Source organism: Thiocapsa rosea (assembly GCF_003634315.1).
Lineage (GTDB): Bacteria > Pseudomonadota > Gammaproteobacteria > Chromatiales > Chromatiaceae > Thiocapsa > Thiocapsa rosea.
In genome coordinates this window covers 5,250,152-5,263,099 of the sequence record NZ_RBXL01000001.1, presented here as the reverse complement: position 1 = coordinate 5,263,099, position 12,948 = coordinate 5,250,152, and the positions used below count along the sequence as shown (strand labels likewise).

The window sequence follows — 12,948 nt, the reverse complement described above, 5'->3', positions numbered from 1 at the left end:
TCCAGCGGCCATCAAGTCCGCCGGGGCCGATCCCATCCAAAAACATCGCATACCGCACTCGGCGCGGTTTAGACTGTGCGGCGGGACGAGGGGTCCCGTCGGTGATTCCGCTGCGCTATGCCTACCGAGACGCTTATCCTTGTCCTTGCCATCGATCGCGGCGCGGGTCCTGCTCCGCTGACGGAGCACCGCACGAAGGCGGCAGTGCCCTTCGGGGGCAAGTTCCGTGTGATCGACTTCACCTTGGCCAACTGTCTGCACTCCGGCTTGCGACAGGTCTTGGTGCTGACCCAGTACAAGAGTCATTCGCTGCATAAACATCTGCGCGATGGCTGGTCGATCTTCAATCCGGAGCTGCGCGAGTTCATCACCCCGGTCCCGCCGCAGATGCGCGAGAGTCAGGAGTGGTACGCCGGTCCCTTCGACGCCATCCGTCAGAATCGCTATCTGATCGAGCGCAGCCGTGCCGGGCAGATCCTGGTCTTGGACGGGGGTGCGGTCTACCGCATGGATTACGCCGAGCTGGTGCGCGCGCATGCGGAGTCCAAGGCCGAGATCACGGTCGCGGTTCGCGCGGTCAACGGGCGTGGCTCCGGTACACAGGCGCGCGTCGAGCTGAACGAAGGCGAGCGTATCGCCGGGTTCAGTCGACCGGCGCCGACGCCGGTCGAGGATACGCTCGCCGCGCCGACGCCGGACGAGACCGAGCGCTTGGAAACCATGGGTGTCTATCTCTTCGACCGCGATTTTCTGCTCGAGGAGATGGCGCGTCTGGATCAGGTGCGCCGTCATGAAGGTGCGGTTGCCGATACGGATCTGGCCCTGGATATCGTCGCCCCGGTCGTCGCCGATCACCGTGTCGTGGCCTATCGATTCGGCCAAGACCGCGGGCGCGTGACCCCGGATCGCTACTGGTGCGATCTGGCCTCGATCGACGCCTATTACCAAGCGAATATGGCCCTTTTGCGGGCCGAGCCGCCTCTGGATCTCTATCAGGCCGACTGGAACATCCACACCTATCAGGGCCAGTATCCGCCGGCCCGCACGGTTCCGGGTGCGACGAGCGGGAACGAGGGCATTTTCGTCAACTCCATGTTGGCCGCGGGCACCGTGATCAGCGGCGGCGGGGTCAATCATTCTGTCCTCTTTCCGAAGGTGCGGGTGCATGACGGGGCCATCGTGGAGGCATCCATCCTCTTTACCGGCGTGACGGTCGGGCAGGGCGCGCACCTGCGCAACTGCATCGTCGAGAAGGACGTGGAGATCCCGCCTCGGATGCAGATCGGTCACGATCCGAAGGCCGACCGCGAACGCTTCACCGTCTCCGAGAAGGGTGTGGTGGTGGTCACCAAGATTCCCTGAGTGGACGCGGAGACGCTGCGAGCTGTCTATGCGCGGCTGCTCGACGCCTTCGGCGAGCAGGACTGGTGGCCTGCGCAGACGGCGTTCGAGGTGATGATCGGGGCGATCCTGACGCAAAATACGGCCTGGACGAACGTCGAGCGCGCATTGGAGCGCCTGCGCTCGCGCATCCCGCTCGACGCCGAGTCGATCCTCGCCCTGGATCCGCCGGAGCTCGCCGATGCGCTGCGACCCTCCGGGTATTTCAACGTCAAGTCGCAGCGGGTCCGGGGCTTGTGCGAGGCGTATCTGCAGGCCGGCGGCCATCGGGGGCTGGATGCGCTGACGACGCCTGAGCTGCGCGCTCGGCTCCTGGCGATCAAAGGGATCGGCCCGGAGACGGCGGACGACATCCTCCTCTACGCCTTCGATCGCCCCGTCTTCGTCGTCGATGCCTACACCCGACGGATCTTCGAGCGACTGGGTCTACTCGCCGGCGGGGAGACCTACGAAGGCATTCGTCGCGCCTTCGAGCAGGCACTCGGTCCTGACGTGCCGATGCTCAAGGAGTACCATGGGCTCATCGTGTCGCAGGGCAAAGAGGTCTGTCGGACGCGTCCCGCATGCGAGCGTTGCGCACTGCGCCGGACCTGCGCCGCGGCAGCGGCGAGTCCCTCGGATTCATCCACTCCATCGCGCCCGTCGCAGCAGCGTCGGCGCGGGACAACAGCATCAGAAGAGACCCCATGATCGAGCTTCGGACCTACGTCTTCATCGATTCGCTTCAGCCGCAGCTCGCCGAGTATTTAGGCACCGTCTCGCAAGGCTTCCTGCCGGTGCCGGGTGATGCCTGTCTCTGGATCGAGGTCGCGCCCGGGATGGCGGTGCACCGTCTGACGGACATCGCGCTGAAGGCGACGCGGGTGCATCTGGGGCAGCAGGTGGTCGAGCGCGCCTTCGGATCCATGGTCATCCACCACCGCGATCAGAGCGACGTCATGGACGCCGGTCGCGCGGTCTTGAATGCGCTCGACACGACCGAGGGCGCGCGCAAGACCTGCCGGATCGCCTGGAAGGAGACGATCCGTTCGATCACGCCGGACCACGCGGTCCTGATCAATCGGCAGGATCGACGCGGGTCCATGATCCTGCCCGGCCAAAGCATGTTCTTTCTGGAGACCGAGCCCGCCGGCTATGTCGTGTATGCAGCCAACGAGGCGGAGAAGGCGTCGAACGTGACGCTCATCGACGTGCGCGCGGTCGGCGCTTTCGGGCGTCTGACCTTAGCCGGACGCGAGGCCGATATCGATGCCGCCGGGAAAGCGGCCGTCGCGGCCATTCATAACCTTTCGAGGGTTTGACGCCGCCGATCCCATGGCGTGGCAAGGTCGTCGCCCAATCGGTTTCCGGCGGGCTGCGATGATCAACTCGTTGCGCGGGTTGACATTGATTCGAAAAGGTTTCCTCTTCAAGCGGCGTCGGCCACCACACGCTCGATCTGCAGCGGATAGATGCCGCTCTTCTTGGCGTCCAGGACCGTGATCTCACCGATCCCGCTCGCCGTATACCCGATGTTGACGTTCCAGTCCACAGACTCATCGCGAACGATGTCGCCTTTCCCGAACTCGATGAACAGGATGTCGTCGTCTTCGTAGTACACAATCTTCATGGAATACTCCTCACTGTCCAGTTGACCATGACAGTCTTTACAATGACCGCATCACCGTTGAAGATCGCAGCGCATATCAAGTTGTCGTCGCGCGCGTCGCATTGATGGCTGATCCAGCCGTGACGATCCGTTTTCGGCAGGTAGGTGCCTTGCTCGATCAATGTTTTGACCTCGTCCAGCGTAACACGGCGTTTCGCCATCGATTCGATGGCGTGGTTGGTGAGCCAGACCTTCTTACCGAATCGGTCGCTGTGGAATGTGTCGCTCATCGTTACCGCTCCAATCGAGTCACGGACCGACTGCATCTGCGCAGCTGCCTGTCAGGGGCAGCGTTCGTGGCGTGGCAGAGCGATCCCTCGATCGGCATATCCTTCGGCCCCTTGGCCATTAGGTCTTGCCTCGGATCTCAGACACAAGAGGCGCGAGCGCGGCGTACAACCTCTCCATGCCATCAACGGCCTGTTCAATGGCTTGAGGCCAGGTTGTTTCGTCGACCCAACCGCCCCGGACGGACGTACTGATTCGGCAAGCGCGTTTGTCGTCCAACCGTTGCCAGAGCAAAGGGCCTCAGAAGGCGCTCTCGATGCCGGCCTTTCGGGTGATGAGCGTGTCGTACAGCGCCCTGTTCCGTGATGGCTCAGGGGAGTCGATATAGAACTCTGCGCGGGTCTCGTCCTGCACGACGGTATCGTTCCACCACATTCCTTCGCGGCATCTGCCTATCCTGCCAGGCGTACTCGCGCTGGTAGAAATCGATCGCGTACTTGGCTTTGTCCAGCAGCTCCCGGACGGTGCGGGCGCGACCGTCGATGGACTTGACGGGTTCCTTGGGGTAGCTGCTCATGCACGGACCTGGTTGGAATAAGGCCCCGAACTTTCGCGATGACCCACCCGTCGGATCCAGCATGGCTTCGGGAGTTTACCGTCCGAGAGCGCTTCTGTCCCGGATGTGGGCCATGGGCGGCGCTTGTGCCGCCAGCAGATCTCTGCCTCTGGCCGACTTCAGGTGGTACTGGGTAAGGTTTGGCAATAAAGAAAAGGGGCTAGGCTTTTAACCTAGCCCCTTGTTTTTTGGTACCGAGGGCCGGACTCGAACCGGCATGGGATCGCTCCCGTCAGATTTTGAGTCTGATGCGTCTACCAATTTCGCCACCCCGGCAACGCAGCTGCGCAGTATACCCGCTGTCCGTGTTGATGGGTACCCCGTCGGGCGAAGGGCGTGGATGTGGCCCGATCGGACTTGGTCGCGTCGGCGTTCAGCAGTGCGGGTCCCTCGGCCTGCATCAACGTTCGTCGAAACCGGCAAGCCGATAGAGCCGGTTGGCCTCGTCGAGATCCTTCTCCACGCCGTGGCCTTGCTCGTACATCATGGCGAGCGTGGTCAGGGAGCCGACGAGACCCTGCTCGGCCGCCTTCTTGAACCAAAGCACGGCCTTCTCCGGATTCTTGTCGGTGCATTCGCCTTCCATGTACATGAAGGCGAGCCCGTGCTGGGCGAGGGCGAGGCCGGCCTCGGCCGCGCGCTTCATGGAGGTGTAGGCGAGCAGCGGGTTGGGCAGCATGCCGAGGCCGTTTTGGGCCATGATGGCGACCCGATACTGGGCGTCCGGTATGCCTTGCTCGGCGAGCGGGGAGAGAAGACCCGCCGCGCGCGAGAATTGTTTGTATTCGAACGCGGTAATCCCGCTCGACAGGGCCATGTCAAGGTCGCTGATCTCTTCAGACATCGAGGGTTCCTCGTCGTGATGTGATGGGTGGATGCGGGCGTGGCCGCGGCCGCGCGATGCTGTGTTCCGCTCAGGCCGCTTGCATCGGCAGGTCGATGAAGTCGAGCCAGCGCTGCAGCAGTGCGTCGTCTGACGCCGCGACGGCGAGTCTCGGGGACAGGTCGAGATGGGTGGCCTGCGTTGCGCCTCCATCGGCGTAAAGCCGTGATGCGGCGCCGGCCTCGGAGGCGATCAGGTGCCCCGCGGCATAGTCCCAGAGCTTCTGGCCGCCATGCAGATAGAGTTGGTAGCGACCCGCGGCCAACCAGCACCAGTCCAGCGCGACCGATCCCAGGTTTCTTTGAGAGCGGAATCCGCCGCGCCGAAACAGCGCTGGAATGCGCTCGGGCGGGAGACGTTTCATGTCGATCATCGCCAGGCAGTCGCCGAGATTCGGGCCGGGGGCGAAGGGGCGGATGGGATCGCCGTTGAGCGTCGCACCGCCTCCGCGCACGGCGGAGAAACACTCGTCGCGCACCGGGTCGAAGATGACGCCAAGCGTTGCCTGTCCGCGCTCGACGAAGGCCAAGGAGATTGAAAAGCCGGGGAAGCCGCTGGCGTAGTTGCCTGTGCCGTCGAGTGGATCCAGGATCCAGACACCGGTGTCGGCCTCGGCGAGGAGGCGGCGTTGATCCTCCGCGGTCATCTCCTCTCCCAATAGCGGCGTGCTCGGGAACTCCCGTGCGATGGCCTCGACGATCCGTGCCTGGGTCGCGAAATCCGCCTCGGTGACCAAGCTTCCGTCGGCCTTCCGCTCGGCGAGGATGCTGTGAAAGCGCGGCATGATCTCGGTCGCTGCGGCGTCGCGCAGGATGTCGCCGATCAGATTCGGGTCGGGTGTCATCTTGGATCTCTGGTTGGCTCGGTGTTCATTCGTATGTCCGAGGGCAGTTGCCCAAGACACGCCTTGGTGGCTCAGGTGAGGTGGTCGCGGGGAAGATGCAACCGCGCGGGATCCGTCCACCGGGGAGAGCGATGCGCTTGGCGGACTTGGCGAGCGTACGCCGCTGCGACGCGCCGGCCCGACGACGATCGAGGTCGAGCACACGTCTTCGGAGGTCGAGGCAGCCGAATTGAGGTAATCTTGGCTTCTCTAAACCGCTTCCAGAGCGAGATACTGACTCTCGTGTGAGTTCGACGTTTGGTGCATCCACTGCCCTTAGCGGAGACTCGGTTTAAAATTTTCTATTTTTTAGTAGTTTAAACCGCGCCGGCTCCAACGGTCGTCAAGTCTGCCGGGGCCAACCCCATCCAAAAACATCGCATACCGTGCTGGGCGCGGTTTAGACGATCCGGAATTCTTGACCAGGAGTGCGTCGATGCCATTACAACCCGTCATCCTCTCCGGCGGCTCGGGAACGCGGCTTTGGCCGCTCTCGCGCGAGGCCTACCCGAAGCAGTTTCTGGCGCTCACCAGCGAGCACACCATGCTGCAGGAGACGGTGCGCCGGCTCGACGGTCTCGACGAGGAGCATCCCCGCCAAGCCGTCGGCCAGATCGATCCCATCGTGGTCTGCAACGAGGCCCATCGGTTTCTGGTCGCGGAGCAATTCCGGGTAATGGGACGCCGTCCGGCCGAGATCATCCTCGAGCCCAAGGGCCGCAATACCGCGCCGGCGCTGACCCTGGCGGCCCTGTCGGCGATCCGAGGCGGGAGCGATCCGGTCCTGCTGGTGATGCCGGCCGACCATACCATCCGCAACGAGGTCGGTTTCCGAGCCGCCGTGGCCGATGCCTGCGTGATCGCGCGCGATGGCGCGGTGGTGACCTTCGGAATCGTTCCGAGCAAGCCCGAGACGGGTTATGGCTATATCCGGCAGGGTCGGGCCTATGAGGTCGAGGGGCTGTCCGGGAGCGCCTATCTGCTCAACGGCTTTGTCGAGAAACCGGATGTCGAGACGGCCGCGGACTATCTGGAATCCGGTCAGTACCTCTGGAACAGCGGCATCTTCGTCCTGCGTGCGTCGCTCTGGATGGCCTTGATCGAGCGGTTCCGCCCGGATATCGCCCAAGCCGTGGCGAACGCCTTCGAGGCGGCCACGCACGACGGAGACTTTCTCCGTCTTGATGCCGATCACTTCGGCGCCTGTCCGGGCGACTCCATCGACTACGCCGTGATGGAGCCCCTTGCCCGCGACACCGGGGGTGCCGGTCCGCCCGCGGTCGTCGTGCCCTTGGATGTCGGCTGGTCCGACGTCGGCGCTTGGTCGGCACTCTGGGAGGTTCGCGAGCAGGACGCGGCCGGCAATGTGCTCGACGGCGATGCCTTCGTCCACGACGCCCGCAACAACCTCCTGATCGCCCATCACCGCATGATCGCCGCCGTCGGGGTCGAGGACCTGATCGTGGTCGAGACCCCGGATGCGGTCCTGGTCGTGTCCAAAGAGCACGCGCAGGACGTCAAGGCGGTGACCCAGTTCCTGCAGCACGAGCAGCGCAACGAGTATCGCCACCACCAGCGGGTCCATCGTCCCTGGGGCTCCTACGAGGCGATCGGGCAGGGGCCGCGCTATCAGGTGAAGCGACTGATCGTGAAGCCAGGCGAATCACTATCGCTGCAGATGCACCACCATCGCGCCGAGCATTGGATCGTCGTTTCCGGGACCGCGCGCGTGACCTGCGACGAGAAGTCGTTTCTCCTGACCGAGAATCAGTCGACCTACATCCCGGTCGGCTCCTCGCACCGTCTGGAGAACCCGGGCACCATCATGCTCGAGCTGATCGAGGTCCAATCCGGTGGCTATCTTGGCGAAGACGACATCGTGCGCTTCGAGGATCGCTACAACCGCGGGGCGAAGGAGACGCACTGACCGGCCGCGCTCAGACCGTTGCGTCAGGCAAAGTGAAATGACGCATTTCGCTCTGGACGCGGTTTAGCTCGTGACACGCGCTCTGCGGTGTCACGCATGCCCCGTGGCGCTCTGCGCCACGTGCCACGATGGTCGGGGTTTCGAGCAAGGCCACTCATCCTGAAAACCGCGGCGAGGACGCCCCGGCTCCTGTAGAATCGTGGGTTTTTCCGAGCGGACCTTCACAGCCATGGGATTCAAATGCGGGATCGTCGGCCTGCCCAACGTCGGTAAGTCGACCCTCTTCAACGCCCTCACCAAGGCGACGATCGCGGCGGAGAACTATCCCTTCTGCACCATCGATCCGAACGTGGGTGTCGTCCCGCTGCCGGATCCGCGTCTCGACGTCATCGCCGCGATCGTCAAGCCCCAGAAGATCCTGCCGACTACGATGCAATTCGTCGACATTGCGGGTCTGGTCGCGGGCGCGTCCAAGGGTGAAGGTCTCGGGAACAAGTTCCTCGCCAACATCCGCGAGACCGATGCCATCGCCCACGTTGTGCGCTGTTTCGAGAACGACGACGTGGTGCATGTCGCCGGGCGCGTGGATCCGCTCGACGACATCGAGGTCATCAACACCGAGCTGGCCCTCGCGGATCTGGACTCGGTGACCAAGGCCCTCGATCGGGCCGAGCGCATGGTCAAGACCGGAGACAAGAAGATCCTCGCGCGCAAGGCCCTGCTCGAGCAGATCCGAGATCAACTCGACACCGGCAAGCCGGTGCGCGCGATGGGTTTGGATGCGGAGGTGCTGCGCGAGGTCCGCGATCTCTTCCTGCTGACGGCCAAGCCGACCCTCTACATTGCCAACGTCGCCGAAGACGGATTCGTCGACAATCCGATCCTGGATAAGGTCGTCGCGCTCGCTGCCGCGGAAGGCGCCGAGGTCGTGCCCGTGTGTGCGGCCATCGAGGCCGAGATCTTCGATTTGGAGGATCAGGAGCGCGACGAGTTCTTGGCCGAGCTGGGACTGACGGAGCCGGGCCTGAACCGCGTGGTGCGGGCCGGGTACCGACTGTTGGGCCTCGAGACCTATTTCACGGCCGGCCCGAAAGAGGTCCGTGCCTGGACCATCCCGGCCGGCGTGCGCGCCCCGCAGGCGGCTGCCGTCATCCATACCGATTTCGAGCGCGGCTTCATCCGCGCCGAGGTCATCGCCTACGACGACTTCGTCGCCTGCAAGGGCGAGCAGGGCGCCAAAGAGGCCGGCAAGCTGAGGTCCGAGGGCAAGGAGTACGTCGTCAAGGACGGCGACGTGGTCCACTTCAGGTTCAACGTTTAAACCGCGCCCATCGCCCCCTATGCGCTGTTCTTGGATGGGATCGGCCCGGCAGACGTGTCGACCGCTGGAGCTGGCGCGGTTTAAAGTATTAAAAAATATAAAATTCTAAACCGCGTCCCCGCCAAGGGCCGTAGATGCACCCAACGTCGAACTCACGCGAAAGTGAGCATCTCGCTCTGGACGCGGTTTATGTCAAACTTCATGGCTCGATCAGATAGATCTCGATCCGACGGTTGCGCTCCCGCGCAGCGATGGTCCGATTGTCGGTAACAGGTCGGATTCCGCCGAGACCTGCGGCCTGAATGCGGTCGGGATCGATGCCGTCGTCCAATAATGCCTCTCGCACCGATTCCGCTCGGTCTTGAGTCAGCTGTTGGTTGCGCTGCGTATCTCCCTTGCTGTCGGAGTGTCCCTCGATCCGCGCGAGCATGTGCTCGTAGCGCATGAGCACCTTGGCGATCTCCTCGAGGACGCCGGGTGGCTCGGAGGCGAATTCGGCCTGGTCGGCCTTGAACGAAAGCTCGGGTTCTCCGAGCGTGATCAGGTGACCCTGCTCGGTCGCAAGGGCGCCAAGGTGCGCGAGTGCCGCGTCCAATCCGGCGCGATCAACCGCCGGAACCGCGTCGACGGGTGCGGAAGACGTCGTCGCCGACAACGGCTCCTGTGGGCTGCGATTCGCCTGCCGGATCAGGGCATCGTCGATCCGCTTGCGTTGCTCCTGCAGGGTCGCGACGTCGTCTTCGAGCTGCTGGATCTTGTTCTGCATGTCGGTCAGCACGGCGTCCATCGCCGCTCGATCCGCCTGTTTGTCGATCACGTCAGGAGGTGTCTCGATCGCGCTCGTGACGGGGATGTCGGCTGTCTCGTTGGTTTGCTCGGAAACCACGTCGATCGCGCTTGCGACAGGAATCTCGGCTGACTCGTTTGTCTCCTCGGAAACCACGTCGACCGAACGCGTCACGGGGATGTCGGCTGTCTCGTCGGCCTCCTCGGAAATGACGTCGACCGAACGCGTCACGGGGAGGTCGGCTCTCTCGTTGGTTTCCTCGGAAACGACGGGGATTGCCGGTGTGTCCGTCTCTCGGCCGACGTTCAGCAGGAGACCGGCAAAAACTGCGACACCGAGAACGATCGATGCGAGCACCCATGCCGATCGCCTTAATGGGGTTCTATCGGACATGCTGGCTCCTCGGGAGGTGGGTCGGTGCGCAACGCGGCATCGAGTGCGGCTTGGGGCGCGTTGGCCCTCGACCCGCGAAGAATAACAAAAGACTCGGCCGACGCGAATGTCTTCGCCGAGGCATGCCTTGATGCCGGGGCCGAACGCCCACCGGAGTCATCGTGCCAACGGGGATTCGGTCACGGTCACGCCAAGGCGCGCGCATGTCCGACGAGCGCGCGGAACAGTGTGCGCTGATGCGACACATAGATCAGAAACTCCGGATGCCATTGCACGCCGACCAAAAAGTCGGCTCGCGGATCTTCGATGGCCTGGACGATGCCGTCGAGATCTCGACCGCTGACGCGCAAACCCTCACCGAGTCGGTCGATGGCCTGGTTGTGCAGGCTGTTGATGCGCCGGCGACCGGTCCCCAGAAGGCGTCCGATCACCGAGGCCGCGTCGTCCACGCAGAGGGTCTTCAGCGGAAGCACCGTCCAGCGATGAGAGGTCTTGCACCGATGCGAGTGCAGGTCCTGGAACAAGGAACCGCCACGGCAGACATTGAGCAATTGCGCGCCCCGGCAGATCCCGAGCAACGGCAAACCGCGGTCGAGTGCATCCCGGATCACTTCGGTTTCGAGCGCGTCGCGTGCCCTGTCGTAATTCGGCTCGACCTCGGGCTCCGCGGCATAGAGTACGGGCTCGACATCGTGACCGCCCGTCACCACCACGCCCTGATAGGTCAATGTCTTCGGTGCGTCGCCCGGGCGAACCTGCAGGGGCCGACCGCCGTAGAGGCGCACCGCGAGTGCGACCAGCAGGCGCGGGCCGAAGGCGCCGCGCGCGGGGCCGGTGATGGCGATTAGGGGCGCTCGAGCCACTCGGCCTCCAGAACGTCCTTCCACGCGTCGAGCCAGCGCTCGAGCGGGCGATCGAGAAAGGCGCGATAGGCCGCGCAGCAGCCGTTCAGACGTTCCGAGTCCGCAGCCAATCGCTCCACCTCCACCCAGTCGTTCCAGGCGAGATACAAACCCCAGTCCGGTTTGTGGATCTCGCAATCGGGCAGACGGTAATGAAAGGTAGGCCGCGCCTTCACGAGCGGATCCTGCGTGACCTTGCGCACACGCTCCTCGTCGAGAAAGAGAAACAGCGGCAGCATGTCGAGCATGCGATTGCGGGTCGGGTTGTCGGCAAGGTAGTCGTCGATCAGGACCGACAGATCGGGACGGTAATCAGGTGCGATCACCTTGCGGATGTAGTCCGCCGGGAAGGGATCGACATAGCACGTGACCCTTCGTGCGAGATCGATGTCCGCACGCGCGACCAGCCAGTCGGACAGACACAGGAACGCCTTCAAACAGGCCGTGATGGTGTCCGGATCGGTGCCGGGCACCTCCGGGTTGAACTGCATGCCGAAGGCGTTGACGAGACTGTCGGAGGTGCCTTTCGCGCCCGCCTCGCGCAGGCAAACGATGAGCCCTTCGACCTCCCCGAGCCGCTCCAGCGGCAGCGGCGGGCCGACCACCTCGACGGGAACGATCGCCCCGGCGACCCGGGCGAGGGCACCTTCGGCCGCCTGAGCGATCTCTCCCTCCAAGGTGTCCTCGGCGTAGGTCTCGCGGCCGAGCCGTTTGAGCAGGTCGTAGTCCAGCTCGACGACCCAGTCGCCCGCCGGATCGCCCTTGAGCACGCGCTCGTAACGCCCGCGCGATTCAATCTCGAGGGCGAAGAAGCCGGCCACACCCGCGGCCAGCGCATCGAGCCCGAGCCCGCTCATTTCCAGCTCGACGCCGACCCGCCGCATCTTGCCCTCGGTGTTTTGCAGCCACGGCGGCTGCTTCAACTGGCTCATCGCTTCACCTGTATCTGTGCCGGAGCGCATTGCCGATCTGTCCTGCGGCCAATCGCGCCCGGACCAATCGCGTGCGAACTGCCAGGCCGTGCGACCGCTGCGCGAGCCGCGGCGCAAGGCCCACTGGAGTGCGGCCCGCTCGAGCGTTTCGTGTGCCTCGGGTGCAGCCACTTCGGATGCGCGGCCGAAGCGGGCGAGCCAGTGGCGGACGAGGGTCAGGTACTGGATCTGGCTGAAGGGGTGAAAGGCGACCCAGAGCCCGAACCGATCCGAGAGCGAGATCTTCTCCTCGACCGCCTCACCGTGATGTAGCTCGCCGTCGACGAAACGGGCCTCCCGGTTTTCGGAGTGGAGTTCCGGCAACAGATGGCGGCGGTTCGAGGTGGCGTAGATGAGCAGGTTCTCCGGTGTTGCCGTGATGGAGCCGTCCAAGGCGGCCTTGAGCGCCTTGTAACCGGATTCGCTGGCCTCGAAGGAGAGGTCGTCGCAGAAGAGGATGAAGCGCTCCGGGCGATCGCCAATCAGCTCCAGGATCTCGGGGAGTTGAATCAGGTCGTCCTTGTCGACCTCGATCAGGCGCAGTCCCCGGTCGCGCATCGCATTGAAGACCGCTTTGATCAGCGAGGACTTACCGGTCCCGCGCGAGCCCCACAGCAGGACGTTGTTGGCCCCGCGGCCGGCGAGGAACGCAGCGGTGTTGCGCTCGATCTCGGCCTTCTGCCGATCCAGACAGAGCAGATCGTCGAGAGCGATCCGATGCGGAGCGGGCACCGCCTGCAACCAACCGTGATCGCCCCGGCGGCGCCACCGAAAGGCGTGGGCGGTCCAGTCCGGAGGCTCGGTGCCGGCCGGCAGCACGTCCGCAAGACGCTCCAAAAGGGTCTCTGCACGTCGGAGGAGTCGTTTCTTGGCACCCATCTCGCTCTTCGTCCTGTTTGTTAAAGGTCCTGTTCGGTGAAACTCGGTGCTCGGCGGATCGCACCGTTGCGCCCCACGCCGAAACCGCGACCAGAGCGAGATGCTCACT

At 64.0% G+C, this 12,948-nt stretch carries 12 protein-coding genes, 1 tRNA gene and 2 pseudogenes; 5 read left to right on the top strand and 10 right to left on the bottom strand.

Features of this window, described 5'->3' with window-relative positions:
- The first annotated feature begins 117 nt into the window (after window positions 1-117).
- Genes BDD21_RS23445 through BDD21_RS23435 form a run of 3 tightly spaced genes read left to right on the top strand, consistent with a single transcriptional unit; the run spans window position 118 to window position 2,702 of the window.
- Window positions 118-1,362, top strand: coding sequence for a GlgC family sugar phosphate nucleotidyltransferase (locus BDD21_RS23445; protein ID WP_120799225.1), 1,245 nt, complete (start codon window positions 118-120; stop codon window positions 1,360-1,362).
- A complete protein-coding gene (locus BDD21_RS23440) occupies window positions 1,363-2,091 on the top strand; it encodes an endonuclease III domain-containing protein (protein WP_120799224.1) in 729 nt (242 codons plus the stop codon). It abuts the gene before it with no gap.
- On the top strand, window positions 2,088-2,702 hold the full coding sequence (locus BDD21_RS23435; RefSeq protein ID WP_120799223.1) for a BMC domain-containing protein: 615 nt from the start codon (window positions 2,088-2,090) through the stop codon (window positions 2,700-2,702). Before BDD21_RS23440 ends, BDD21_RS23435 begins: the two co-directional genes overlap by 4 nt.
- 107 nt (window positions 2,703-2,809) lie before the next feature.
- Here BDD21_RS23435 and BDD21_RS23430 read toward each other — a convergent pair whose 3' ends face one another.
- The 6 genes from BDD21_RS23430 to BDD21_RS23405 form a co-directional block, all read right to left on the bottom strand.
- The gene (locus tag BDD21_RS23430; protein ID WP_120799222.1) at window positions 2,810-3,010 is read right to left on the bottom strand and encodes a DUF2283 domain-containing protein; all 201 of its coding nucleotides are present in this window, start codon (window positions 3,008-3,010) and stop codon (window positions 2,810-2,812) included.
- Entirely contained in the window at window positions 3,007-3,279 is a 273-nt protein-coding gene (locus BDD21_RS23425) for a DUF4258 domain-containing protein (protein WP_120799221.1), read from the bottom strand. Before BDD21_RS23425 ends, BDD21_RS23430 begins: the two co-directional genes overlap by 4 nt.
- A 298-nt stretch (window positions 3,280-3,577) precedes the next feature.
- Complete coding sequence (locus BDD21_RS28865) at window positions 3,578-3,712, bottom strand: DUF4268 domain-containing protein (RefSeq protein ID WP_245969771.1); 135 nt, start codon at window positions 3,710-3,712, stop codon at window positions 3,578-3,580.
- A 370-nt stretch (window positions 3,713-4,082) separates the two neighbouring features.
- A tRNA-Leu gene (locus BDD21_RS23415) sits at window positions 4,083-4,169 on the bottom strand.
- A 124-nt stretch (window positions 4,170-4,293) separates the two neighbouring features.
- Complete coding sequence (locus BDD21_RS23410) at window positions 4,294-4,737, bottom strand: tetratricopeptide repeat protein (RefSeq protein ID WP_120799219.1); 444 nt, start codon at window positions 4,735-4,737, stop codon at window positions 4,294-4,296.
- Window positions 4,738-4,807: 70 nt separating this feature from the next.
- On the bottom strand, window positions 4,808-5,620 hold the full coding sequence (locus BDD21_RS23405; RefSeq protein WP_120799218.1) for an inositol monophosphatase family protein: 813 nt from the start codon (window positions 5,618-5,620) through the stop codon (window positions 4,808-4,810).
- A gap of 475 nt (window positions 5,621-6,095) precedes the next feature.
- On the opposite strand from BDD21_RS23405, the gene BDD21_RS23400 reads away from it, so the two are divergent.
- Window positions 6,096-7,586, top strand: a complete 1,491-nt coding sequence (locus tag BDD21_RS23400) for a mannose-1-phosphate guanylyltransferase/mannose-6-phosphate isomerase (RefSeq protein WP_120799217.1) — start codon at window positions 6,096-6,098, stop codon at window positions 7,584-7,586.
- Between the two features lie 229 nt (window positions 7,587-7,815).
- Entirely contained in the window at window positions 7,816-8,907 is a 1,092-nt protein-coding gene (ychF, locus tag BDD21_RS23395; protein WP_120799216.1) for a redox-regulated ATPase YchF, read from the top strand.
- A 199-nt stretch (window positions 8,908-9,106) separates the two neighbouring features.
- Here ychF and BDD21_RS23390 read toward each other — a convergent pair whose 3' ends face one another.
- The 4 genes and pseudogenes from BDD21_RS23390 to BDD21_RS23375 form a co-directional block, all read right to left on the bottom strand.
- Window positions 9,107-10,087, bottom strand: a complete 981-nt coding sequence (locus tag BDD21_RS23390) for an OmpA family protein (RefSeq protein ID WP_120799215.1) — start codon at window positions 10,085-10,087, stop codon at window positions 9,107-9,109.
- Between the two features lie 185 nt (window positions 10,088-10,272).
- The gene (locus tag BDD21_RS23385; RefSeq protein WP_120799214.1) at window positions 10,273-10,950 is read right to left on the bottom strand and encodes a gamma-glutamyl-gamma-aminobutyrate hydrolase family protein; all 678 of its coding nucleotides are present in this window, start codon (window positions 10,948-10,950) and stop codon (window positions 10,273-10,275) included.
- Window positions 10,932-11,864, bottom strand: a pseudogene (locus tag BDD21_RS23380) (amidoligase family protein); the annotation flags it as partial. The pseudogene BDD21_RS23380 and the gene BDD21_RS23385, both read right to left, overlap by 19 nt.
- Window positions 11,865-11,975: 111 nt before the next feature.
- Window positions 11,976-12,839: pseudogene (locus BDD21_RS23375) on the bottom strand (ATP-binding protein); the annotation flags it as partial.
- Window positions 12,840-12,948 lie beyond the last annotated feature (109 nt).

Excerpts from the sequence above, each read along its gene's own strand:
- BDD21_RS23445 (WP_120799225.1), top strand. The coding sequence starts at position 118 with ATGCCTACCGAGACGCTTATCCTTGTCCTTGCCATCGATCGCGGCGCG.
- BDD21_RS23435 (WP_120799223.1), top strand. The coding sequence starts at position 2,088 with ATGATCGAGCTTCGGACCTACGTCTTCATCGATTCGCTTCAGCCGCAG.
- BDD21_RS23430 (WP_120799222.1), bottom strand. The coding sequence starts at position 3,010 with ATGAAGATTGTGTACTACGAAGACGACGACATCCTGTTCATCGAGTTC.
- BDD21_RS23425 (WP_120799221.1), bottom strand. The coding sequence starts at position 3,279 with ATGAGCGACACATTCCACAGCGACCGATTCGGTAAGAAGGTCTGGCTC.
- BDD21_RS28865 (WP_245969771.1), bottom strand. The coding sequence starts at position 3,712 with ATGTGGTGGAACGATACCGTCGTGCAGGACGAGACCCGCGCAGAGTTC.
- BDD21_RS23410 (WP_120799219.1), bottom strand. The coding sequence starts at position 4,737 with ATGTCTGAAGAGATCAGCGACCTTGACATGGCCCTGTCGAGCGGGATT.
- BDD21_RS23405 (WP_120799218.1), bottom strand. The coding sequence starts at position 5,620 with ATGACACCCGACCCGAATCTGATCGGCGACATCCTGCGCGACGCCGCA.
- BDD21_RS23400 (WP_120799217.1), top strand. The coding sequence starts at position 6,096 with ATGCCATTACAACCCGTCATCCTCTCCGGCGGCTCGGGAACGCGGCTT.
- ychF (WP_120799216.1), top strand. The coding sequence starts at position 7,816 with ATGGGATTCAAATGCGGGATCGTCGGCCTGCCCAACGTCGGTAAGTCG.
- BDD21_RS23390 (WP_120799215.1), bottom strand. The coding sequence starts at position 10,087 with ATGTCCGATAGAACCCCATTAAGGCGATCGGCATGGGTGCTCGCATCG.